Source organism: Seohaeicola saemankumensis (assembly GCF_021021435.1).
Lineage (GTDB): Bacteria > Pseudomonadota > Alphaproteobacteria > Rhodobacterales > Rhodobacteraceae > Seohaeicola.
In genome coordinates this window covers 12229-34929 of sequence record NZ_JAINWI010000012.1, presented here as the reverse complement: position 1 = coordinate 34929, position 22701 = coordinate 12229, and the positions used below count along the sequence as shown (strand labels likewise).

General features: G+C 61.2%; 21 protein-coding genes. 14 read left to right on the top strand and 7 right to left on the bottom strand.

The window, feature by feature from the left end; genetic code table 11:
• Window positions 1-24: 24 nt before the first annotated feature.
• The 7 genes from K7H22_RS10060 to K7H22_RS10030 all read left to right on the top strand — a co-directional run bounded on the left by K7H22_RS10060 (window position 25) and on the right by K7H22_RS10030 (window position 8167).
• Window positions 25-1284 (top strand): vWA domain-containing protein, encoded by a 1260-nt coding sequence (locus K7H22_RS10060; protein ID WP_230800901.1) that lies wholly within the window; start codon window positions 25-27, stop codon window positions 1282-1284.
• Window positions 1285-1322: 38 nt separating this feature from the next.
• Entirely contained in the window at window positions 1323-2291 is a 969-nt protein-coding gene (locus K7H22_RS10055) for an XdhC family protein (RefSeq protein WP_230800647.1), read from the top strand.
• Window positions 2288-3328, top strand: coding sequence for a molybdopterin-binding protein (locus K7H22_RS10050; RefSeq protein WP_230800645.1), 1041 nt, complete (start codon window positions 2288-2290; stop codon window positions 3326-3328). Before K7H22_RS10055 ends, K7H22_RS10050 begins: the two co-directional genes overlap by 4 nt.
• Before the next feature lie 147 nt (window positions 3329-3475).
• The gene (locus tag K7H22_RS10045) at window positions 3476-3961 is read left to right on the top strand and encodes a (2Fe-2S)-binding protein (RefSeq protein WP_230800643.1); all 486 of its coding nucleotides are present in this window, start codon (window positions 3476-3478) and stop codon (window positions 3959-3961) included.
• A gap of 107 nt (window positions 3962-4068) precedes the next feature.
• A complete protein-coding gene (locus K7H22_RS10040) occupies window positions 4069-6435 on the top strand; it encodes a xanthine dehydrogenase family protein molybdopterin-binding subunit (protein WP_230800642.1) in 2367 nt (788 codons plus the stop codon).
• Between the two features lie 12 nt (window positions 6436-6447).
• Window positions 6448-7239 (top strand): FAD binding domain-containing protein, encoded by a 792-nt coding sequence (locus K7H22_RS10035; protein ID WP_230800640.1) that lies wholly within the window; start codon window positions 6448-6450, stop codon window positions 7237-7239.
• 262 nt (window positions 7240-7501) lie between these two features.
• Window positions 7502-8167, top strand: coding sequence for a hypothetical protein (locus K7H22_RS10030; RefSeq protein ID WP_230800639.1), 666 nt, complete (start codon window positions 7502-7504; stop codon window positions 8165-8167).
• 480 nt (window positions 8168-8647) lie between these two features.
• On the opposite strand, the gene infC is transcribed toward K7H22_RS10030, so the two are convergent.
• Window positions 8648-9193 (bottom strand): translation initiation factor IF-3, encoded by a 546-nt coding sequence (gene infC, locus K7H22_RS10025; protein WP_419248173.1) that lies wholly within the window; start codon window positions 9191-9193, stop codon window positions 8648-8650.
• 136 nt (window positions 9194-9329) lie between these two features.
• Between infC and K7H22_RS10020 the strand changes: the two genes are divergently transcribed.
• On the top strand, window positions 9330-10067 hold the full coding sequence (locus K7H22_RS10020) for a hypothetical protein (protein WP_230800635.1): 738 nt from the start codon (window positions 9330-9332) through the stop codon (window positions 10065-10067).
• An 82-nt stretch (window positions 10068-10149) separates the two neighbouring features.
• Here the strand turns inward: K7H22_RS10020 and K7H22_RS10015 are convergent, their stop codons facing one another.
• From K7H22_RS10015 to K7H22_RS09995, 5 genes are all read right to left on the bottom strand, one after another.
• Window positions 10150-10968, bottom strand: a complete 819-nt coding sequence (locus K7H22_RS10015; protein ID WP_230800634.1) for a ferredoxin--NADP reductase — start codon at window positions 10966-10968, stop codon at window positions 10150-10152.
• 83 nt (window positions 10969-11051) lie between these two features.
• Window positions 11052-11465: a DUF934 domain-containing protein gene (locus K7H22_RS10010; protein ID WP_230800629.1), complete on the bottom strand. Its 414-nt coding sequence runs from the start codon at window positions 11463-11465 to the stop codon at window positions 11052-11054.
• Window positions 11462-12205: a phosphoadenylyl-sulfate reductase gene (locus K7H22_RS10005; protein WP_230800900.1), complete on the bottom strand. Its 744-nt coding sequence runs from the start codon at window positions 12203-12205 to the stop codon at window positions 11462-11464. Before K7H22_RS10005 ends, K7H22_RS10010 begins: the two co-directional genes overlap by 4 nt.
• Window positions 12195-13862 carry a nitrite/sulfite reductase gene (locus K7H22_RS10000; protein ID WP_230800627.1) on the bottom strand — a complete coding sequence of 556 codons (1668 nt, stop codon included), beginning with the start codon at window positions 13860-13862 and terminating at the stop codon, window positions 12195-12197. The genes K7H22_RS10005 and K7H22_RS10000 overlap by 11 nt, the downstream gene beginning before the upstream one ends.
• On the bottom strand, window positions 13855-14160 hold the full coding sequence (locus K7H22_RS09995) for a DUF2849 domain-containing protein (protein ID WP_230800626.1): 306 nt from the start codon (window positions 14158-14160) through the stop codon (window positions 13855-13857). Before K7H22_RS09995 ends, K7H22_RS10000 begins: the two co-directional genes overlap by 8 nt.
• Before the next feature lie 169 nt (window positions 14161-14329).
• On the opposite strand from K7H22_RS09995, the gene K7H22_RS09990 reads away from it, so the two are divergent.
• Entirely contained in the window at window positions 14330-14791 is a 462-nt protein-coding gene (locus K7H22_RS09990) for an Lrp/AsnC family transcriptional regulator (RefSeq protein ID WP_230800625.1), read from the top strand.
• A 39-nt stretch (window positions 14792-14830) separates the two neighbouring features.
• Here K7H22_RS09990 and K7H22_RS09985 read toward each other — a convergent pair whose 3' ends face one another.
• Window positions 14831-16018 (bottom strand): cytochrome P450, encoded by a 1188-nt coding sequence (locus K7H22_RS09985; RefSeq protein ID WP_230800899.1) that lies wholly within the window; start codon window positions 16016-16018, stop codon window positions 14831-14833.
• Window positions 16019-16078: 60 nt separating this feature from the next.
• On the opposite strand from K7H22_RS09985, the gene K7H22_RS09980 reads away from it, so the two are divergent.
• From K7H22_RS09980 to K7H22_RS09960, 5 genes are all read left to right on the top strand, one after another.
• Entirely contained in the window at window positions 16079-17845 is a 1767-nt protein-coding gene (locus K7H22_RS09980; RefSeq protein WP_230800620.1) for a sensor histidine kinase, read from the top strand.
• The gene (locus K7H22_RS09975) at window positions 17842-19080 is read left to right on the top strand and encodes a sigma-54-dependent transcriptional regulator (protein WP_230800619.1); all 1239 of its coding nucleotides are present in this window, start codon (window positions 17842-17844) and stop codon (window positions 19078-19080) included. The genes K7H22_RS09980 and K7H22_RS09975 overlap by 4 nt, the downstream gene beginning before the upstream one ends.
• A 305-nt stretch (window positions 19081-19385) precedes the next feature.
• On the top strand, window positions 19386-20381 hold the full coding sequence (locus K7H22_RS09970; protein WP_230800618.1) for a DctP family TRAP transporter solute-binding subunit: 996 nt from the start codon (window positions 19386-19388) through the stop codon (window positions 20379-20381).
• Window positions 20382-20467: 86 nt separating this feature from the next.
• On the top strand, window positions 20468-21160 hold the full coding sequence (locus tag K7H22_RS09965) for a TRAP transporter small permease (protein WP_230800616.1): 693 nt from the start codon (window positions 20468-20470) through the stop codon (window positions 21158-21160).
• Window positions 21161-21163: 3 nt separating this feature from the next.
• A complete protein-coding gene (locus K7H22_RS09960; RefSeq protein ID WP_230800615.1) occupies window positions 21164-22540 on the top strand; it encodes a TRAP transporter large permease in 1377 nt (458 codons plus the stop codon).
• The last annotated feature ends 161 nt before the right edge of the window (window positions 22541-22701 follow it).

Here is a 22701-nt window from a genome sequence, read left to right as displayed (position 1 = left end):
GGCAAGAAGAAGCGGGGGGGCGTAGTGGCGGAATATATTCCCCTTGAACTGCCCGACAATCCGAAGCTGGCGCAGAACATCACCCATTTTGCACGGGCCTTGCGCAAGGCAGGGTTGCCCATCGGCACGGGCCGCGTGATCGACGCGATCCGCGCTGTGCAGGCAGCGGGGTTCACCGACAAGCGCGATTTCTTCTGGGTGCTGCATGCCTGTTTCGTGAACCGGCCCGAACACCGCGCGGTGTTCTCGCAAATCTTCCGGCTTTATTGGCGCGATCCGCGCTATCTGGAACATATGATGTCAATGATGCTGCCCGCCATTCGTGGCGTGCAGGAGGAACGGCAGACGCAGGCGGCCGAGAAGCGCGCCGCCGAGGCGCTGCTGGACGGGGCCAACAGGCCGGTGGAGCAGGAACAGCCCCGCGAGGAGGAGACGATGATCGAGGTCGATGCCTCGATGACCATCTCGACCGAAGAGCGGCTGAAAACGCTGGATTTCGAACAGATGAGCACGGCCGAGATCGCCGCCGCCAAGCGGATTCTGGCGCGGATGCGTCTTCCGGTGAAGCCCATCCCTTCGCGCCGTGGCCAGCCTAGTCTGACGGGCAACCGGATAGACTGGCGCCGGACCATGCGCGCCTCGATGCGGCGCGGCGGCGAGATGCAGGGGCTGTCGCTGAAACAGCCGCGCCCGCGCTGGCCTAATCTGGTGGTGCTTTGCGATATTTCAGGCTCGATGAGCCAGTACAGCCGGATGGTTTTGCATTTCCTCCATGCCGTTGCGAATGAGAAGGGCGCAGGCTGGGCAAAGGTGCATGCGTTCACCTTTGGCACGAGACTGACCAATATCACCCGCCATCTGGCAACGCGCGACGTGGATCAGGCGCTGAAAGCGGCAGGGGCCGAGGCACAGGACTGGGAGGGCGGCACCCGGATCGGCACCTGCCTGCATGCGTTCAACCGCGACTGGTCGCGCCGCGTCATGGGGCAGGGCGCGGTGGTGCTATTGATCACCGACGGGCTGGACCGCGACAGCGACGCCGATCTGGGTCGCGAGGTGGAGCGGTTGCATCTGTCCTCGCGCCGCCTGATCTGGCTGAACCCGCTGTTGCGCTGGGACGGTTTTGCGCCAAAGGCGCGCGGGATCGCCGCGATGCTGCCGCATGTGGACAGCTTTCGTGCGGGACATTCGATTGATAGTCTCGAGGCACTTGCCGCCGCGATCTCGAAGCAGGATGATACGGGCGAGAAGACACGGTTGATGGCGGCGCTGCGTGCCACATGACCGATGCGGCCCGTCAGGGCCAGGGGAGGGTTCGAGATATGACTGACAGATATGACCGTATTCCCGAGATTGCGCTGGAATGGCACCGCGACGGGCGCGGCGCGGTGTTGGCGACCGTGGTCGAGACATGGGGCTCGGCTCCAAGGCGCATTGGCAGCCAGTTGGTGATTTCGGGCAAGGGCGAGATGGAAGGCTCGGTCTCGGGCGGTTGTGTCGAGGGCGCAGTGGTGACCGAGGCGCTGGAGGCGTTGGAGCAGGGCAGCCAGCGGCTGCTGGAATACGGGGTCAGCGATGGCGATGCCTTTGCCGTCGGATTGGCCTGCGGGGGCACCATCCGCGTGCTGGTGGAACCTGTCGGCGCGGTTTTGCCAGAGGCAATGCTGGCCAATCTGGTCACGGCCCGCGCGGCGCGGCAGGCGGTGGCCTATGTCGTCGATCTGGAGAGCGGCGCCAGGCATCTGAGCAAGGCGGATCATCCCGAACGCTTCCGCATGGACCGTTCAGGCTTTGAAGAGGAGGGGCGCGTTTTTGTGGCCATTCATAACCCGCCCTTGCGGATGATTGTCGTAGGGGCCGTGCATATTGCGCAAGCCCTTGTGCCGATGGCGCGGATCACAGGCTATGATCCGGTGATTGTCGATCCGCGCGATGCTTTCGGATCGCAGGCACGTTTTCCCGGCGAGACCATCCTGAACGACTGGCCCGATGATGCGATTGCCACGCTGGGGCTGGATGCGCGCACGGCGCTGGTGCTGTTGACCCATGATCCCAAGCTCGATGATCCGGCGATCGAGGCGGCGCTGGCATCTGATGTGTTCTATATCGGGGCGCTTGGATCGAAACGGACCCATGCCGCGCGGGTAGCGCGCCTGGAGTCCAAGGGAATCGCTGCGGACCGTATCGCGCGCATCCACGGGCCTGTGGGGCTGGATATCGGGGCGGCGGGGCCCGCCGAGATTGCGCTGTCGATTCTGGCCGAATGCACGCAGGTCTTGAGGAAGGGATGAGGTTCGGACCCGTCCCATTGCGCGATGCCGAAGGGGCCATTCTGGCCCATTCTGTCGATTTGGGCGGCAAGCGTCTGCGTAAAGGTGTGACGCTGGAGGGGTCGCATCTGACCGCGCTGGCCGCGGCTGGCCATGACAGCGTGATCGTTGCGCGGCTGGATGCGGATGATGTGCACGAGAATGACGCGGCGGCGGCGCTGGCGGCGGCACTCGTGCCCGATCCCGTAGCGGCCGGTGTGCGGCTGACAGCACCGTTCACGGGGCGCGTGAACCTGATCGCGACAGGGCCGGGAGTGGCGGTGATGGATGCGGCCGCGCTGACCGCCGTGAATGCCGTCGATCCGATGATCACGCTGGCAACTGTGCCGCCCTTTCATCAGATGGCCGAGGGCGGAATGGTGGCGACGGTCAAGATCATCTCTTACGGGGTCGCGCGCGCGGGCTTGGACAGGGCCTGTGCGGTGGCGGGGCAAGGGGGCGGCACGATCCGGCTGGCAAAGCCGGTGCTGCAGACCGCCACGCTGATCGTCACGGAAATCGGCGGCGGGCTGGAGAGTACCGAGGCCACGACACCCGACAAAGGGCAATCCGCTGTCGCGGCGCGCCTGACCGCGCTGGGCATGCGCCTTGATCAGGTCGTCACCGTGCCGCACCGCATCGCGGAACTGGCCGAGGCTGTGGCGGTATCTGCATCGGATCTGGTGCTGATCCTGACAGGGTCGGCCACGTCTGATATTGCAGATGTCGGCCCTGCGGCCTTGCGTCTGGCGGGCGGTCAGATGGAGCGTTTCGGGATGCCGGTCGATCCCGGCAACCTTTTGTTTCTGGGGCGTTTGGGCACGCGGCCCGTAATCGGCCTGCCGGGATGCGCACGCTCGCCCGCGCTGAATGGTGCCGACTGGGTGCTTAGCCGCATAGCCTGCGGGCTAGCGGTCAGCGGGCAGGATATCGCCGCAATGGGTATCGGAGGGCTGTTGAAGGAAATCCCAACGCGTCCAATGCCCCGTGCAGGGCGGGGCCGCGACAGCAAAGCGTGACAGCAGGACCGACTGCGGATTTGCCGCTTATTCGGGGAGGCAAGTCACATCCTTGCGATACGCGACAAAATTCATGCTTCTCATAACGCCGAGGGCATGTTTAGAATAATATCGTGAACGACATAAATAGACTCTGGGAGGAGCGTCATGGTTAAGGTCAATATGACCGTGAATGGCAAGGCCGCGTCGGGTGACGTGGAAGGCCGGACATTACTGGTTCAATTTCTGCGCGAGAATCTTCATCTGACCGGCACACATGTCGGTTGTGATACCTCGCAATGCGGCGCATGTGTCGTGCATGTCAACGGGACAGCCGTGAAAGCCTGCAGCATGCTCGCCGCCGAAGCGGAAGGGGTTGAGGTTCTGACCATCGAAGGTGTGGCCAATGCGGATGGCTCGCTGAACACTGTTCAGCAGGCATTTCAGGACCACCACGGACTTCAGTGCGGTTTCTGCACACCCGGTATGGTGATGACCGCGACAGCCCTGCTGAAAGAGAACCCCAATCCGACCGAAGCGGAAATCCGCGACTATCTGGAAGGCAATATCTGCCGCTGCACCGGCTATCACAACATCGTCAAGGCGATCATGGCCGCAGCAGGACAAGATGTGAGCCGCATCGCGGCCGAGTAAGACCGAGGGATGCGCCCTGCAGCGGCGCTGTCTTCGCATAACCTAGGATCACGGAAAGTGCCGCTGTCGAGAAGGAAAGCCACTTTCCACTCAGGGAGAGAGATGTAATGCCCAAGGATCATGGAATTGGCGCCAGCCCGAAGCGGCGCGAGGACCTGCGGTTTCTGACAGGAAACGGCAACTATACGGATGATATCAACCTCTACGGTCAGGCCTATGTGCATTTCCTGCGCTCGGACGTGGCGCATGGGCGGCTGAACAAGGTCGACACATCGGCGGCGGCGGATATGCCGGGCGTCGTGCGAATTTTCACCGGCGACGATTTCGCGGGTGTGGGCGGTATACCCTGCGGCTGGCAGGTGACGGACAAGCACGGCCAGCCGATGCAAGAACCGGCCCATCCGGTGCTGGCACAGGGCAAGGTGCGCCATGTGGGCGATCCCATCGCCGCCATCGTGGCCGAAACCTATGAACAGGCCCGCGACGCTGCCGAAGCCATCGTGCTGGATATCGAAGAACTGCCCGCCGTCATCGACATGAAAGCCGCCGTCAAGGATGGCGCACCCAAGGTGCATGACGATCTGACATCGAACCTTTGCTATGACTGGGGTTTTGTCGAGGAAAACAAGGCGGCCACGGACGAGGCGTTCAAGAACGCGGCGCATGTGACTTCGCTTGAACTGGTCAACAACCGTCTGGTGGCCAACCCGATGGAGCCGCGCGTGGCAGTCGGCGACTACAACCGCTCGACAGATGAATCGACGCTCTACACCACCTCGCAAAACCCGCATGTGATCCGCCTTCTGATGGGCGCTTTCGTGCTGGGTATTCCCGAGCATAAACTGCGCGTGGTGGCCCCTGATGTAGGTGGCGGTTTCGGCACCAAGATTTTTCACTATGCCGAAGAAGCCTTCTGCACCTTCGCCGCGCGACAGATCAAGCGTCCGGTCAAATGGACCTCCAGCCGCTCCGAGGCGTTCATGTCCGACGCGCATGGCCGTGACCATGTGAGCAAGATCGAGCTGGCGCTTGACAAGGATAACAACTTCATCGCCCTGCGGACCGAAACCTATGCGAATATGGGCGCATATTTGTCCACCTTTGCGCCGTCGGTCCCGACATGGCTGCATGGTACGCTGATGGCGGGCAACTACCGCACGCCGCTTGTCTATGTGAACGTGAAGGCCGTGTTCACCAATACCGTGCCGGTCGACGCCTATCGCGGCGCGGGCCGTCCCGAAGCGACATACCAGTTGGAGCGTGTGATCGACAAAGCCGCGCGCGAATTGGGTGTCGACCCGATCAAGCTGCGCCGCCAGAACTTCATCACGCAATTCCCCTACCAAACGCCGGTGGCCGTGGTCTATGACACCGGCAATTACGTCGCCACCATGGACAAGCTGGAAGAGATCGCGGATTTTTCCGGTTTCGCGGCCCGCCGCAAAGCGTCCGAGGCCAAGGGCAAACTGCGCGGTCTGGGCGTGAACTGCTATATCGAGGCTTGCGGCATTGCACCGTCGAACCTTGTGGGCCAGTTGGGTGCACGCGCGGGGCTCTATGAAAGCGCCACGGTGCGGGTGAACGCGACAGGTTCGATCAGCGTGATGACTGGCAGCCACAGCCACGGGCAGGGGCATGAAACCGCCTTCCCGCAGGTGATTGCGGAAATGCTGGGCATTGACGAGTCGATGATCGAAATCGTCCATGGCGACACCGCGAAGGGTCCGATGGGCATGGGCACTTACGGCTCGCGCTCGTTGGCTGTCGGCGGCAGTGCGATGGTTCGCGCAACCGAGAAGATCATCAATAAGGCCAAGAAGATCGCGGCCCATCTGATGGAAGCATCAGACGCGGATATCGAGATCAAGGACGGCAAGTTCCACGTCGCGGGCACCGACAAATCGGTTGCTTGGGGCGATGTGACCCTTGCCGCCTATGTGCCCCACAACTACCCGCTGGAAGATATCGAACCGGGTCTCGAGGAAACGGCCTTCTACGATCCATCCAACTTCACCTACCCGTCGGGGGCCTATGCCTGCGAGGTGGAGCTTGATCCGGATACAGGCCGCGTCACGATCGAGCGGTTCAGTGCTGCGGATGATTTCGGCAATATCATCAACCCGATGATCGTGTCGGGTCAGGTGCATGGCGGGATCGGGCAGGGCATCGGTCAGGCGCTGCTGGAAGGGGCTGTTTACGATGATAACGGCCAGCTTCTGACGGGATCGTATATGGATTACGCCATGCCGCGCGCGGCGGATGTGCCGTTCTATGCGGTGGATCACTCCTGCGTCACGCCTTGCACGCATAACCCGCTTGGCGTGAAAGGCTGCGGCGAGGCCGGGGCCATCGGCTCACCCCCCTCAGTGGTGAATGCCGTGATCGACGCGCTGCATTCGGCAGGCAAGACCCATATCACCCATATCGACATGCCGCTCTCGCCCAATCGGGTGTGGGCCGCGATGAACGCGTAAGGAGGCATAACCATGTATAACTTCGAACTGGTCCGTCCCACGACGATAGCCGATGCAGCATCGGCCTTGGGGCATGAGGGCGCGCAGGCGCTGGGCGGGGGGCAGACCCTTCTGCCCACCATGAAACAGCGCCTTGCCAGCCCTGAAACACTAGTCAGCCTGACTGCGATCACCGAGATGCAGGGCGTCTGCATGTCGGATGACGGGCATCTGTGCATCGGGGGGGCCACCCCCCATGCCCTGGTGGCGCGCGAGGCTGTGGCGCATTATCCGGCGCTGGCCGGTCTTGCCAGCCATATCGGTGACCCGGCGGTGCGTAACCGCGGGACGATCGGCGGCAGCCTTGCCAATAACGATCCTTCGGCTTGCTATCCCTCGGCGGCGCTGGGCTCGGGTGCGGTGATCATCACCAATACCCGCAAGATCGCGGCGGATGACTATTTTCAGGGCATGTTCACCACAGCCCTGAACGAGGGCGAGATCATCACCGAGGTGCGCTTTCCCATCCCCGAGAAGGCGAATTACCAGAAGTTCGAACAACCCGCTTCGCGCTTTGCGCTGGTCGGTGTGTTCGTGGCGAAATACGCGGACGGTGTGCGCGTGGCAGTGACAGGTGCGTCGGAAGAAGGCGTATTCCGCTGGACCGAGGCGGAAGCCGCATTGTCCAAATCCTTCACGGCAGATGCCCTGAACGGGCTGACCCTGCCTGCGGATGGCATGATCGGCGACCTGCACGGCTCCAAAGCCTACCGCGCCCATCTGGTGGGGGTGATGACCAAACGGGCGGTTGCTGCGGCGGCGTGATCAGGGTTTGATTGAGTAAGGAACGCCCCTGCGGGAAACTGCGGGGGCGGTTTTTGTTTTTTGGTGGGGGGGAGGCAACGTCTTCGTAGTAAGTACCGTTAAAATTCACGCCTCAGACTTGCATCCATTGGACAACAAAGGTGAAAACCGATCAGCTGCGAAAAACAGGCAAGACTTACAACTTTCGATCATGTCTTTTGATGCTAGGTTTCTATAACATATACTAGTGAGTAAAATAGTGAGTGTGATGGTGGGATAGAAGATGAACGAGTTGCTGGCGCTTCCTTGGCAAATCCAAGTAGTAATTGTAGGCGGTTATTTCGCCTATGTTATTGCCTATTCAGGAAAACGATCTGCGCATAAATCTATTGATACACTTAGTATCATTCTGTGTTTTGGTGGTATTGGATTATTAACATTTAACTTTATTGATCAGGTCATACCCAATTTGCTGGTAGTATGGTCTATAGACATTTCGTATTTGCGAGAATTTATCTTGGCCGCCGGTGCTATTTCTGGTGCTCTTTTAAGTGCTTTGGTTTGGCGACGGTTTCTTGGCCAGAGGCTTGGAAAAGTTTTGCGTAATCTTGGAAAAAGTGAAGACAATGGGCTTTTCTCTGGGTGGGAAACACTCATACAGGAACCAAATTTGGCTTATAGTCAACTTAATGTGTATTTGAAAGACGGTAGAATGCTTGAGAGTTATCCACTTTCAAGATTCTATAAATATCCCAACGGATCATGTATCCTTGGTGGAGATGGTTCAGTTGCGATGTACGTCACGCATATTGAAAGCGCTCAAGGCGGGCGCAGGGAAACTATGAATTTAGACTGCGAAATCGAAGGACCAAGAATGACTTCCATTCCTGCCGATCAAATCGCAGAGATAGATATGCGCCGAAAGCCAATAAAGGGTGACACAAGCTGATCTATTTGCTTCCGCCGTTACTTCCGCCTTGAGATGTTGATGTGCTACCGCCGGAGCTGGTGGGTTGAACTGAACCCTGAACGCCAGAACTAGTAGGCTGAACAGAGCGTTGTGACGGCTGCACAGAGTTAATGGACGTCTGCGTTCTTTCGCTCATACAAAAACACCTTTCACACTTTGTTGAACCGCCTGTAAAACTACCATGGTATCGCCAAGGCGTGCAACATATAGTTGAATGCTAATTTGAAATGTCTACAAACCCATTTGCACGTTTCAAGCATTGTTGGCGTCCGGGTACCTCGAACCCCACCACCCAAACCCTTACCAACTCCTCAACCTTCGTTAAAATGTGGTAAACACGCCCGCGTAACCCGTTGAAAACGAACAATCCGAAAAATGCCCCACGATGGGACAGACAAAGAAAAACCGCCCCGGCGTCGCAAGACGGGGGCGGTTCCTTAAACCTAAACCTAGCGAAACCTACTTCGCCAGTGGTCCGATCAGCATGATCATCTGGCGACCTTCCATTTTTGGGAAGTTCTCGACCTTGCCGACGTCCTTGGTGTCCTCGGCGACCCGTTCCAGCAATTCGCGGCCAAGGTTCTGGTGCGCCATCTCGCGGCCACGGAAGCGCAGGGTGATCTTGACCTTGTCACCTTCCTCAAGGAACTTGAAAACCGAGCGCATCTTGACCTCGTAGTCATGCTTGTCGGTATTCGGGCGGAATTTGATTTCCTTGATCTCGATGATCTTCTGCTTCTTGCGCGCTTCGGATTCGCGCTTCTGGGTCTCGTATTTGTATTTGCCGAAATCCATGATCTTGCAGACCGGGGGTTCAGCATTGGGAGAGATCTCGACAAGATCAAGACCCGCTTCTTCGGCCATTACAAGGGCCCGCTCGGGCGTCACGACGCCCACGTTCTCACCATCTGCGCCGATCAACCGGATTTCGGGGGCGCGGATACGTTCATTGATGCGGGGGCCAGTCTCGCGCTGCGGGGGCGCGTTATGCGGTCTGCGGGCTATGGTAGCGTTCCTTCGATTATTAACGTAATTCGAGGCCGCAACCTAAACGCCGGACGGGGTTTCTTCAAGCAGCAAATCGGCTGATCCCTGCCGACTGGCGAAGATCGGTCTTGTGCCTCCGTCGCAGGAAACCCATGTGTTGCACGCAGATGCGCCGACACGGATTGAATGGTTGGCGCTGCAAGACAAGGGGACGACCGATATGAACAAAGTGATCCTGCCTGTCGCGGTGCTTTTGGCGGCTGCCGCGGCCTATTTATTCTACACAAGCCAGACTGCGGATGGACCGGAGGTTGCCGTTGAAACACCCGCTGTCGAAACCCAGCCTGCACCTGCGCCCGAAACCACTGAAGAAACTGTGGAAGAGGCCGTGGACGAAGCAACCGAGGAGGCCGCAGAGGTTGGGCAAGCCATGCAGGACGCAGCAGCCGATGCCGTAGACGCGACGCAAGATGCGGCACAGGACGCGGCCGAAGCTGTCGAAGAGCAGGTCGGCAATGCTGTCGATGCGGCCACCGAAATGGCCAATGACGCCGCCACCGCTATCGGACAGGCGGCAGACGAGGCGTCTGAAGCGGCCAGCAATGTTGCAAATGATGCAGCCACGGCGCTGGCACCGGAAACCGAAGCGGTTTCTTCTGAAACAAGTCCGGCTGGGACGGCTACGACCGGAACCGCCCTGACAGACGCCGAGGCCGAGGCCGCGCTTTCGGCCGAGACTTTCGATTATGATCGTGCGGTGCAGGTGATCGACAACTCGGATATCAGCGAGACACAGAAAACCATGCTGAAATCCGGTCTGGATCAGGCGCGCAACAATCCGGCATTGCTGGAAAACCTGTTGCAACAGGCCCGCACCGCACTGGGACTGTAACGGCCCGCCTAAGCCAATAAGGAAGCCGCGCATATGATCCTGCGCGGCTTTTTCTTTGGGAAGGCAAGATCAGCGCCAGATGTCAGCCGACAAAGGCCTTTTCCACCACATATTCCGCAGGCTCGGAATTCGCGCCCTCGCGCAAACCAAAGCCTTCCAGCACGGTTTTCATATCGGTATTGAAGGCCAGCGATCCGCAGACCATGCCACGATCCTGTTCGGGCGAAATCGGCGGGATGCCCAGATCGGCAAAGACCTTTCCGCTTGTCAGATTGTCGGTAATCCGGCCCATCTGCGCGCTGTGTTCGCGCGTGGTGGTGGGATAATAGCGCAGCTTGCCAGCGACGAATTCCCCGATCAGTGGATCTTCGGGTAGGCTTTCGATCAACTGGCGGCCATAGTCCAATTCTGCCACATCGCGGCAGGTATGCATCATGATGACCTCGTCATAACGCTCGAAGGTTTCGGGATCGCGCATCAGGCTGGCAAAGGGGGCGATCCCCGTGCCGGTGGCAAAGAACCACAGCCGCTTGCCGGGCAACAGCGCGTCCAGCACCAGCGTGCCCACAGGTTTGGGCCGCAGGATGATCTGCTCACCTTCCTTGATATGTTGCAGGCGCGAGGTCAACGGGCCGTCCTGCACCTTGATCGAATAGAATTCCAATTCCTCGTCCCAACTGGGCGAGGCGATGGAATAGGCCCGCAGCAGCGGTTTGCCGTTATCACCCATCAGGCCGATCATCACGAATTCGCCCGAGCGGAAGCGCAAGGATTGCGGGCGCGTCACGCGGAAGGAAAACAGGCTGTCTGTCCAATGGGTCACGGCGGTGACGGTCTGGGCATCGGGCAGGGTAGGGGTTTTGGGAATGGAAATCTCGGTCACTGTCTGGCTTTCGGTCATATGCGTCCTGCCGGAGATAAACCGGCATCCTTTTTCTATCTTTGATCGAGGTCAGATGAAAGCGCGGGAATTGCGGCGCGGGATCAGCCGCGCAGGCGCGCCTGATAATCATGCGCGCGCCAGTCGGCACGGGCCAGCCATTGCGCTTCGGGCTGGCGGGCGGCTAGCTCGGTGCTGATCTCAACCTCGTCAAAGCCCGCGCGCCGCGCCATTGCGTATTGGTCGGCGATCACATGCCCTGTCGCGCGCAAACGGCCCTGATAGCCGCGCAGTCGCAACCGGCGCGCCAGCGTGAAACCGCGACCGTCCGCGAAACTGGCAAAAGGGATGCGGATGATCTGCAGGCCGGCCAGCGCCACCGCATCGGGATCGGCATCGGCGGGCAGATCGATGGCCGCGCTGCCCGCCGTAGCCTCGGCCAGAGGCGAGAAGGGCGTGGTCCAGTCCTCGGCTGCAAAGCCTGTGTCACGCACGATGACTGTGCTGTTGAGTGTCATGTTCCGGCTCCTGTTCTGACCATTTTGCCATCCACGAAATGGATGCCGCATTCTTCCTTGGCGGCCCCACGCCAACGGCCCGCGCGTTCATCCTCGCCGGGTTTCACGGGCGAGGTGCATGGCGCGCACCCGATCGAGGGATATCCGCGTGCCACAAGCGGGTGACGCGGCAGACGGTTGTTGAGCATGTAATCCTGCACATCGGCCTTGTCCCAATGGGCCAGCGGATTGACCTTGAGCCGCCCATCGGTGTCGGCCTCGAAGAATTCGAGCGCCGCGCGAGTGCTGGCCTGAAAGCGTTTGCGCCCGGTGATCCATGCGTCAAAGCCGTGCAGCGCCCGTTCCAGAGGCTCGGTCTTGCGCAGCGCGCAGCAGGCATCGGGGTCGGTCTGGTGTAACAGGCCCTCAGGGTCTTGTGCCGCGACCCCCACAGGTCGCGCGCGGATGATCCGCAGATCGGACAGTTCCAGCCGTTCCGCCACCTGTCGCTGATAGTCCAGCGTTTCGGCGAACAGCATGGCCGTGTCGATAAACAGCACCGGCACGGTGCGGTCGATCACCGCCAGCATATGCAACAGGGCCACGCTTTCCGCTCCGAAGGAACTGACCAGCGCGATCCGGCCCACTTGGGGATCGGATAGCGCATGGCGCAGCACGGCGCTGGCCGCGTGGTGGCGGTAGCGTGCGTTCAGATCCGCGGCGCGTGTCGCGACGGGGGCAAGGGGCACCTCAAGCGGCATGGCGGTCGCGGGATTCGGGATAGAGTGCCGCTTTGAACGGGGCCAGACCCAGACGGCGATACGCGTCAAGGAAAGTCTCGCTCCGGTCCTCGCGCAGATCCAGATAGGCGCGCACCAGCCGTTCGATGGCACCCAGCAGGTCCTCGGCGGCAAAGCCGGGGCCAGCGCGTTCGCCGATCACAGCGTCTTCGGTGCCGTCACCACCCAGCGTGATCTGGTAGTTCTCGACGCCGGCACGGTCCAGTCCCAGAATCCCGATATGGCCGACATGGTGATGCCCGCAGGCATTGATGCAGCCCGAAATCTTGATCTTGAGCGGGCCGATATCATGCTCGAGCTTCAACGCGTCAAAATGCGTCGCAATTTCTTGCGCGATGGGAATGGACCGCGCCGTGGCCAGCGCGCAGTAATCCATGCCGGGGCAGGCGATGATATCGCTGATCAGGCCGATATTGGCGGTCGCAAGGCCCGCACCTTTCAAGGCGGCATGCAGCGCAGGCAGATCAGCGCGGGCGACATGGGGCAGGATCACGTTCTGCTCGTGGCTGATGCGCAATTCGTCATAGGCATACTGTGCCGCCAGATCGGCCATCAGCCGCATCTGGTCTGCCGTGGCATCTCCGGGTGTCGCGCCATGCGCCTTGAGGCTGATCGACACGATCGCATGATCGTCGCGGCGGTGTGTGGTCAGGTTGGTATCGGCCCAAGCCCGCAACACCGGATCGGCGGCATAGGCCCTGTCAAAGGCGGCGGCATCCTTGGCGCTAAAGTCGGGTGCGGCAAATTGCGGCTCGATCTGCGCCAGAAGCGCCTGATCGGCGCCGTTGAAGGCGGCGCGCAGGGTGGCGAACCGTTCCTCGACCAGATCGCGGATGGTGTCGATCCCGTTCTCGTGCACCGTGATCTTGATGCGCGCCTTGTATTTATTGTCGCGCCGCCCCAACAGGTTGTAGACACTGACAATGGCTTCCAGATAGGGCAGCAGATCGCCGCGTGGCAGGAAATCGCGGATCACCTGCCCGATCATCGGGGTGCGGCCAAGACCACCGCCCACGATCACCTCGAAACCTGCCACACCATCGCGGCTGACCATCCGCAGCCCGATATCATGGGCACGGGTCACGGCGCGGTCATTGGGGCTGCCTGTCACCGCGATCTTGAACTTGCGCGGCAGGAACTGGAATTCGGGGTGATCGGTCGACCATTGGCGGATCAACTCGGCCACGGGGCGGGGATCGGCCAACTCGTCCGCGGCGGCGCCTGCGAAATGGTCGGCAGTCACATTGCGGATCGTATTGCCGCTGGTCTGGATTGCATGCAGGCCGACCTCGGCCAGCGCGTCCAGCATATCGGGCACGTCGCGCAGTTGCGGCCAGTTATACTGGATATTCTGCCGCGTGGTGAAATGGCCGTAACCTTTGTCCCATTTGTCCGCCAGCAACGCCAGTTGCCGCATCTGTGCCGAGTTCAGCGTGCCATAGGGGATCGCAACCCGCAGCATATAGGCATGCAGTTGCAGGTAGAGCCCGTTCATCAGGCGCAGGGGGCGGAATTCCTCCTCGGTCAGCGAGCCGTCGATACGGCGTTCCACCTGCGCGCGGAACTGGGCGTTGCGTTCGGCCAGAAAAGCGGTATCGAACTCGTTGTAATTATACATTTGCCGCATCCTCCTGTTTGCCATGGGCGTAGTTGGACGGACCCTTGCGGCGGAAATCCTCGCGGAAATGGGCGGGCTGGGGACCTTGCGGTCCGGGGATCATATCGGCCAGATAGGCACCCACCACGCGGTCATGCTGGCGCTGTGCGTCCAGCAGGCGCAACTGGGCAATCGCCTCGTCCTCGATCACCTCGGCCGCCCGCAGATCGCGGGTCCAGCTGTCATCGGCGGCCAGATAGATCACATCACCTTCCAGCAGGGCATTGGCCGTAACGACCTTTGGGGTAAAGCGTGGCATGAAACCTCTCTTCGCGGCATGGGTCCGAAGCATCTGCTTTCGGTTTGACCTTTGCGACAATATAGGAAATATTTCCCAGCAAGCGCCAGTATCTGCGTCAGATAAGGAACATTGTTTTCCCTGAGTGCGGAACAGGCAAAGGTTTTCCACGTGAAGGGGATAAAAGAAAATGTCGATCCGATTGGATGCCACGGACCGGAAAATTCTGGCAGAGTTGCAACGCGATGCAGGCCAGTCGCTGGACGAAATTGCCAAACAGGTGGGCTCGTCCAAGACACCTGTATGGAACCGTATCCGCAAAATGCGCGAGGCCGGAATCATGGGGCCGCAGACGGTGATTCTGGATGCCGAGGCGCTGGGGTTCGAGGCCTGCTTTTTCGTGCTGATCCGCACATCGGAACACGAGGCTGAATGGCAGGCCGCGTTCCTGAAGGCGTTGCAGAACCGCCCCGAAGTGCAGGAGGCGCACAGGCTCGCGGGCGATATCGACTATATTCTGAAAGTGCGCGTCAAGAATGCGCGGGCCTATGACGTGTTCTATCAGGCGCTGATTTCAGAGGTGAAAGTCCATAACGTCACGGCGCTTTTGTCGATGGAAGAGATCAAATCGACGACGGCCCTGCCGCTGTAAATGCCCGGCAGGGATATTTAGGGCAAGAAGAAGTGCGGGTCAGACGCGCACCATCAGGGCGTTCATCCCGTGGAAATGGTAGCTGTCCGCAAAGCGGGGCGGGCTGTCCAGCCGCAGATCGGGGCAGCGGGTGAAGAGGGCCGCAAGGGCTGTCTGCATCTCGAGTCGTGCCAGCGGTGCGCCGACGCAGAAATGCAGCCCCGCGCCAAAGGCGCTATGGGCGGTGGCGGGGCGCGCGGGGTCGAACCTGTCGGGATCGGGCCAGATGGCGGGATCGCGGTTCGCGGCCCCCAGCAAAAGCCCGACCTTGTCGCCCCGTTTGAAACGGTGACCCCAGAGGGTGACATCCTCGTAGGCGTAGCGCGTGAACATGTGCAAAGGCGGAGCAAGGCGCAGTAATTCCTCGACCGTGGCAGTGATCCGTTCAGGCGCCAGATGCGCGCGCGGGTCGCGCATGCCCAGCAGCAGGCGGGTCGCGTTGCCGATACTGTGCACGGTTGCCTCGTGCCCCGCGTTGAGCAGCAGGATACAGGTCGCAACCAGTTCGGGCGTCGAGAGGCGCGCGCCATCCTGTTCGGCGGCGATCAGATGGGTGATCAGGTCGTCAGCGGGGGCGTTGCGGCGCTGCTCGATATAGTCTTGTAGGAAAGCGGTGAAGTCAGCCGCGGCGCGGGCGGCATCCTTCTCCATCATCCGCGTGCGGCGCGCCTGATACATGCCAACCATCGCGTTGGACCAGCCCAGCAGATCCTCGGCGCGGTCTTCCGGCATACCCAGCAGGCGCACGATCGTGATGACGGGGATCAGCCGCGCATAGGCGGGCAGCAGATCGAACGGCTCTTTCGCGGGGAAGGAGTCGATCAGGCTGTGGGCGAGTGTGCCGATCTCGGGCCCAAGCGCTGCGATGCGCCGGGAGGTGAAGGCGCGCAACACCAGACCGCGCAGGCGGGTATGGCGGGGCGGTTCCAACTCCAGCATGGAGTGACCCTCGACTGCGTAGAACGCCGCCAGATGTGCGGGCGGAGGGCTGGCCAGTTCGGTGGGGATCTCGCGCCCGAAGCGGCGGTCACGCAGCAGCGCGCTCACGCTGGCATGGCTGATCGCGCAGGGCATATCGTAATCCTGCCACCAGACGAGGTCGCCACCTGCCGCGCGGGCAAGATGGTAGGCAGGGTAGGGATTTTGCACGAAGACGGGATCGGTCGGGGACTGGTGCAATGTGAACATGGCGCCAGAGTTGCCCGAGCCCTCTGGCCAAGACAAGGGCGGACCGGATAGATTGACGCGATGAGACATGACACGCCACGCCGCCTTGCGATCCTTGCGCTGTTTCTTTGCGCCGTTGCCGTTTTTGCGACACTGGTCTGGCGCGCGGGCTACCGTCAGGCGCTGGATCAGGCGGCGCAGCGCGGCGAGGCCGATCTGTTGCTGGCCTCGGACCGGCTGACGGGCCAGTTGCAGCTTTACCAACAACTGGCCGTGGTGATGGCCGCACATCCGGCCTTGTCCGCGGCATTGGATGCGGGACCGACGGATGCTTTGCAGGATGTGCTTGTTGCCACTGCGGACAAGACAGGCGCGATGGATGTGCAACTGGTGGACAATACGGGCCGGGTGCTGGCCTCGGCCAATGGAATGGTCGAACCGGATTTGGCGCAAAGCGACTATTTCCTGCGCGCCATGACAGGGGCCTTGGGCGAGGGGCATGGCATCAACCCGCGAGGCGGGCAGCGCAGCTATACCTTTGCAGCTCCGCTGTTTGGTCCGGATGCGCGGGTGCGCGGGGCGGTGATGGTGGTGGTCGATATCGAACTGGTCGAGGCGGAATGGCGTGGCGCGCGTCCGCCCGTATTCTTTACCGACGCAGACGGGCTGGTTTTCATTACCAACCGTTCGGAATTGCTGTTCTGGCGGCGTGCGTCGGGCGAAATCGGATTGTCGCCGCCTGACGGATCGGCGGGTGAATTCTCGGTCCTGCAGCAAGGCCAGCACACAATCTGGCGCGAAAGCTGGAGCCCCTATATCCCGACCCGCGCCATGCATCTGGCGCGTGATCTGCCGGTGATCAACATGCGGGCAGAGGCACTGGTCGATGTGGAACCGGCGCGGCGTCTTGCGATGTTGCAGGCGGGACTGGTGGCGGCGGTCTGTCTGGCTTTCGGCGCACTGCTGTTTCTGGCGACCGAGCGGCGGCGCACGCTGGCGCTGGCCAATGCGCGGCTGGAGGGACGCGTGGCCGAGCGCACGCGCGAGCTGTCGAGCGCCAATACGGCGCTGCGCCGCGAGGTGGCCGAACGCGTCGCCGCCGAGGTTGCGTTGAAGAAAGTGCAGGACGATCTGGTGCAGGCGGGCAAGCTGTCGGCCCTGGGCCAGATGAGCGCGGGGATCAGCCACGAGTTGAACCAGCCGCTGATGGCGATCCGGCAATATGCCGAGAATGGTGTCGGCCTGCTGGAGCGGGGCAAGACCGATGTGGCAGTGCAGAACCTGACCCGCATCGGGGATCTGGCGCATCGCATGGGGCGCATCATCCGCAACCTGCGCGCCTTTGCGCGGCAGGAACGCGAGCCGATGGGTCGCGTCGATCTGGTGGGCGTGATCAATGTCGCGCTGGAGTTGTCCGAGGCGCGGCTGGAGCAGGACGGTGTGCAGGTGGACTGGACCCCGCCCGCGCCGGTGCATGTGATCGGCGGCGAGGTGCGGCTGGGGCAGGTGGTGGTGAACCTGATCGGCAATGCCGCCGATGCGATGGCCGGTCTGGACGAGCGGCGTATCAGCCTGACCCTGCGCCGCGATGAGGGCCGCGTTGTGCTGGAGGTGGCCGATACCGGACCGGGGATCGAGGAGCCTGAAAAGATATTCGAGCCGTTCTATACCACAAAGGCCGTCGGTGCTGCCGAGGGCATGGGGCTGGGGCTGTCGATCTCTTACGGGTTGGTGCAAAGTTTCGGCGGCGCGATCCGTGGCCGCAACAGGGCCGGAGGCGGGGCGGTCTTTACGGTCGAACTGACGCCTGCCGATACTCTTGCCGCAACAGCCGAGGCTGCGGAATGATCCGGCGTGTGCTGATCGTGGATGACGATATCGCCGTGCGCGAGGCGCTGGCGCAGACGCTGGAACTGGCCGATCTGAACCCGCATTGCACCGGCAGTTTCATCGAGGCCAAGGATCACATCTCGGACGGGTTCGAGGGGATCGTGCTGTCTGATATCCGCATGCCGGGGCGAGACGGTTTTTTTCTGCTGGAACATACACAAAAGCTGGACCCAGACCTGCCGGTGATCCTGCTGACCGGCGAGGGCGATATCCCGATGGCGGTGCGCGCCATGGGGCAGGGCGCTTTCAGCTTTCTGGAAAAGCCCTGTGCTGCCGTCGATCTGCTGGCCGAGGTCGAGCGCGCGCTGAAAACCCGCGCGCTGGTGCTGGAGAACCGCCGCCTCAAGGCGCAACTGGAAGCGGGTGATCCAGCGGCAAGGATGCTGTTTGGCACGTCCCAAATGGCCGTGGCCCTGCGTGACCGTGTGCGGGCCGTGGCACGCACCAAGGCCGAGGTGCTGGTCAGTGGTCCGCCTGGTAGCGGGATTTCCAAAGTGGCCGAGGTGATCCATCTGAGTTCGGTGCAGGCCAAGGGGTCATTCGTCAAAACCCCAGCGGCGGGGCTGGACCCCGCAGGATTGGGCGTGGCGCTTGACGCTGCCAGTGGCGGCAGCCTGTTTCTGGACGAGTTGGGCGCGATGCCCGCCGAGACCCAATTCGCCTTGCTGGACTATCTGGAACAGGAAGGCACCGTGCGTCTTATCGTCGGCAGCAGTGCCGATCTGCCTGCGCTGGTGGCAAAAGGGCGCGTGAACCCCGATCTTTATTACCGGCTGGATGTCAGCCCCGTCCGTATTCCTGCCCTGTCCGAGCGGCGCGAGGATATTCCGGTGCTGTTCCGGCATTATGTCGCTTTGGCCAGTGAACAGGCGGGTCTGACGCCGCCCTCGATCGAGCCCGAGGTGATCGGGGCGCTGATGGCGCAGGACTGGCCCGGCAACGCGCGGGCGTTGATGTCCGCAGCAATGCGTTTCGCGCTGGGTCTGGCCGAGGGAAAAGGGGTCGAGACAGCGGCCAGTCCCGGCCTTGGGCTGGCCGCGCAAATGGCGCAGGTGGAACGCTCTTTGCTGGTGGCGGCGCTTCGCCGTCAACAGGGTCGCGCGGTCGAGGCCGCGCGCGATCTGAAGCTGCCGCGCAAGACGTTTTATGACAAGCTGGCGCGCTACGGTCTGCGGGCCGAGGATTTCCGCTAGGCGCGTCACGGTAAGACGTATCCGCGCGACACAGACCGAATCAGTAGACCGATTCGGTCAGGGGCTGTGCGGATTTCCGCAAAATACCGCCTGAACCTGTGCGGAAATCCGCACAGCCGCTTTCGCAAGCATGGCTGCCATGTGCGGGCTGCATAGCCAAGCCCCTGCAAAACCTGCCTTTTATCGAATCGCCACAAGAAAGTGCACATTCCCTTGAGTGCTGTGTGATCGAGGTCAGAGTTTGCATCGCAGTGCCTCGGTTCGGGGCGCCAATTGCAATGTCTCAATTCTGGGAGGAGAGACCTATGAAATTCCTGACAACAGCCGCCACGGCTCTGGCCCTGACCGTCACCGCAGGGGCTGCAGTTGCAGCTTGCGACGACGGCGAGATCGTCATCAAGTTCAGCCATGTGACCAACTCGGACAAGCACCCCAAAGGGATTGCTGCCACGCTGCTCGCCGAGCGCGTGAACGCCGAGATGGACGGCAAGGCCTGCATGGAAGTGTTCCCCAACTCGACGCTTTATACCGACGAGAAAGTGCTGGAAGCCATGCTGCAGGGTGACGTTCAGTTCGCCGCTCCGTCGCTGTCGCTGTTCGAGCCGATCACCAAGGCGTTCCGCCTGTTTGACCTGCCCTTCATGTTCAAGGACATCGCAGCCGTCGACGCGTTCCAGGCATCGGGAACCGGACAGGAAATGCTGCAGTCGATGACCCGTCGCGGCGTTCTGGGTATGGGCTTCTGGCATAACGGGATGAAGCAGTTTTCGGCCAACAAGCCGCTGATCATGCCCGAGGATGCCGCCGGTCTGAAATTCCGCGTGCAGCCTTCCGACGTGCTGGTCGCGCAGATGAACGCGCTGGGGGCCACCGCACAGCCGATGGCCTTTGCCGAGGTTTACGGCGCGCTGCAGACGGGCGTTGTCGACGGTCAGGAAAACAGCTGGTCCAACATCTATGGCCAGAAGTTCTTTGAAGTGCAGGACGGTATCACCGAGACCAACCACGGCATCATCGACTACATGGTTGTGACCAGCGTTGACTGGTGGGAATCGCTGGACGCCGATGTGCGCGACCAGTTGAAAACCATCCTCGACGAAGTCACAGCCGAGCGTAACGCTGCTGTTCTGGAAGTCGACAACCAGGCCCGTCAGGCAATTCTGGATGCCGGCAGCACCATCGTCGAACTGACACCCGAGCAGCGCGCTGCATGGGTTGAAGCGATGAAGCCCGTCTGGGCGCAGTTCGAAGAAGAAGTGGGCGCCGACAACATCGCCGCCGCACAGACCTTCAACCAGTAATCCGCAGGGTTACCGGACAGGGATGCGCCTGATCGGGCGCATCCCGCGATTTTACCGGTTTACACAACAATTCAGGGGGACCGCCAATGTCTGGGCCTGGCCGATACGAGCCGCGCGGCATGCTGGGGAAGGCCGTGCATGAACTGGAAGAAACGGTCATTGCCGTGCTTCTGGGGCTGATGACGCTGCTGACCTTCGTCAATGTCATCATGCGCTACGTCTTCAACTCGATGGTGATCTGGGGGCTGGAGGTCGTGCTGGTCCTGTTTGCATGGCTTGTCCTGTTCGGGATGACTTATGCGTTTAAGGTGACAGCCAATCTTGGCGTGGATGCAATCATCTCGATCGTCTCGCCGCGTGCGCGCTATGTCCTGGCGCTGATGGCTGCGGGCTTTTGTCTGCTCTATGCGCTGCTGATTGCCAAGGGTGCATGGGATTATTGGGCACCCTTCGCCGGTTTGCAGCAGACGACCGGGCACTGGTTCCCCACCGGATTCGATCCCAACACACGCGACCGCGCGTTTTTCGAAACCGATCAGGTGCCGATGCTGGAATGGCTGCGCTGGCTGGAAGACGCAATCAACCAGGGCGAAAGCTACTCCAAGATGCCGCGCATGATCCCCTACATGATTCTGCCCATCTCTGCCGCGCTACTGTTGTTGCGGATCATTCAGGTGACCATCCGCATCATCAAGGGCGAACAGCAAAGCATGATCGTCAGCCACGAGGTTGAAGACGCGCTGGAAGAGATCGCGCAAAACCGGAAGGGTCAGGTATAAGTCATGGACGTCTTTATCCTCTTTACGATGGTGATCGGACTGATGCTGATCGGCGTGCCGATTGCGGTCTCGCTGGGCCTGTCGTCCATCCTGTTCATGCTGGCGCTCAGCGATACATCCCTCGCAGCGGTGGCGGCCTCGCTCTATAACGGAATGGCAGGGCATTACACGCTGCTGGCGATCCCGTTCTTCGTGCTGGCTTCCAGCTTCATGTCGACAGGTGGCGTGGCACGGCGGATCATCCGCTTCTCTATCGCGCTGGTGGGCCATTTGCCGGGCGGACTGGCGATTGCGGGCGTCTTTGCCTGTATGATGTTCGCGGCTCTTTCCGGCTCCAGCCCTGCTACGGTGGTTGCTATCGGGACAATCGTGATCGCCGGTATGCGGCAGGTGGGCTACACGCGTGATTTCGCCGCCGGTGTGATCGCGGTGGCGGGCACGTTGGGCATCCTGATCCCGCCCTCTATCGTGATGGTGGTCTATGCCTCGGCCACGGATGTGTCTGTCGGCCGGATGTTCCTTGCAGGCGTCATTCCGGGCCTTTTGGCGGGCTTCATGCTGATGCTGACGATCTACGTGATCGCACGGGTCCGCAACCTGCCCAAAGGTGACTGGCTGGGTTGGGGCGAGGTCTGGCGGTCGGGCCGCGATGCCGGTTTCGGCTTGATGCTGATCGTGATCATTTTGGGCGGTATCTATGGCGGTATCTTTACACCCACAGAGGCGGCAGCGGTGGCGGCGGTCTATGCGTTCTTCATTGCCTTCTTTGTCTACCGCGACATGGGCCCGCTTGCCCGCCCCGAGGGCGAGCGCAACCTGACCCTGCTGGACAAGCCGATTGCGCTGGTGACTTCGTTCTTTCACCGCGACATGCGCGACACGCTGTTTGAATCCGGCAAGCTGACCGTCACGCTGATGTTCATCATCGCCAATGCGCTGATCCTGAAACACGTGCTGACGGACGAGCAGATCCCCCAACAGATCGCAGGTGCGATGCTGGCGGCAGGTTTCGGTCCGGTGATGTTCCTTGTGATCGTCAACGTGATCCTGCTGATCGGCGGCCAGTTCATGGAACCGTCGGGTCTGATCGTGATCGTGGCCCCGCTGGTGTTCCCGATCGCGATGGAGTTGGGGATCGACCCGATCCATCTGGGCATCATCATGGTGGTGAACATGGAAATCGGGATGATCACGCCGCCGGTGGGTCTGAACCTCTTCGTGACCTCGGGCGTTGCGGGTATGCCGATGATGCGCGTCGTGCGTGCGGCACTGCCGTTCTTGGCCGTGCTCTTCGTCTTCCTGATCATGATCACCTATATCCCGATCATCTCGACATGGTTGCCGACAATGATGATGGGGCCGGAGATACTGGTGCGTTAGCGGGGCCCTATCCTTTCTGAAGAAACAAAAAGGGGCCGTCAGGCCCCTTTTTTAATTGCAATGCGAACCTTGGCGACAGCACGCTGAATCAAGGCGCGCAGCGCCGCCGCATAGCCGCCGGTCCCGCCCTATGGGGCGGCGGTTTGCGGATGGTGTGGCAA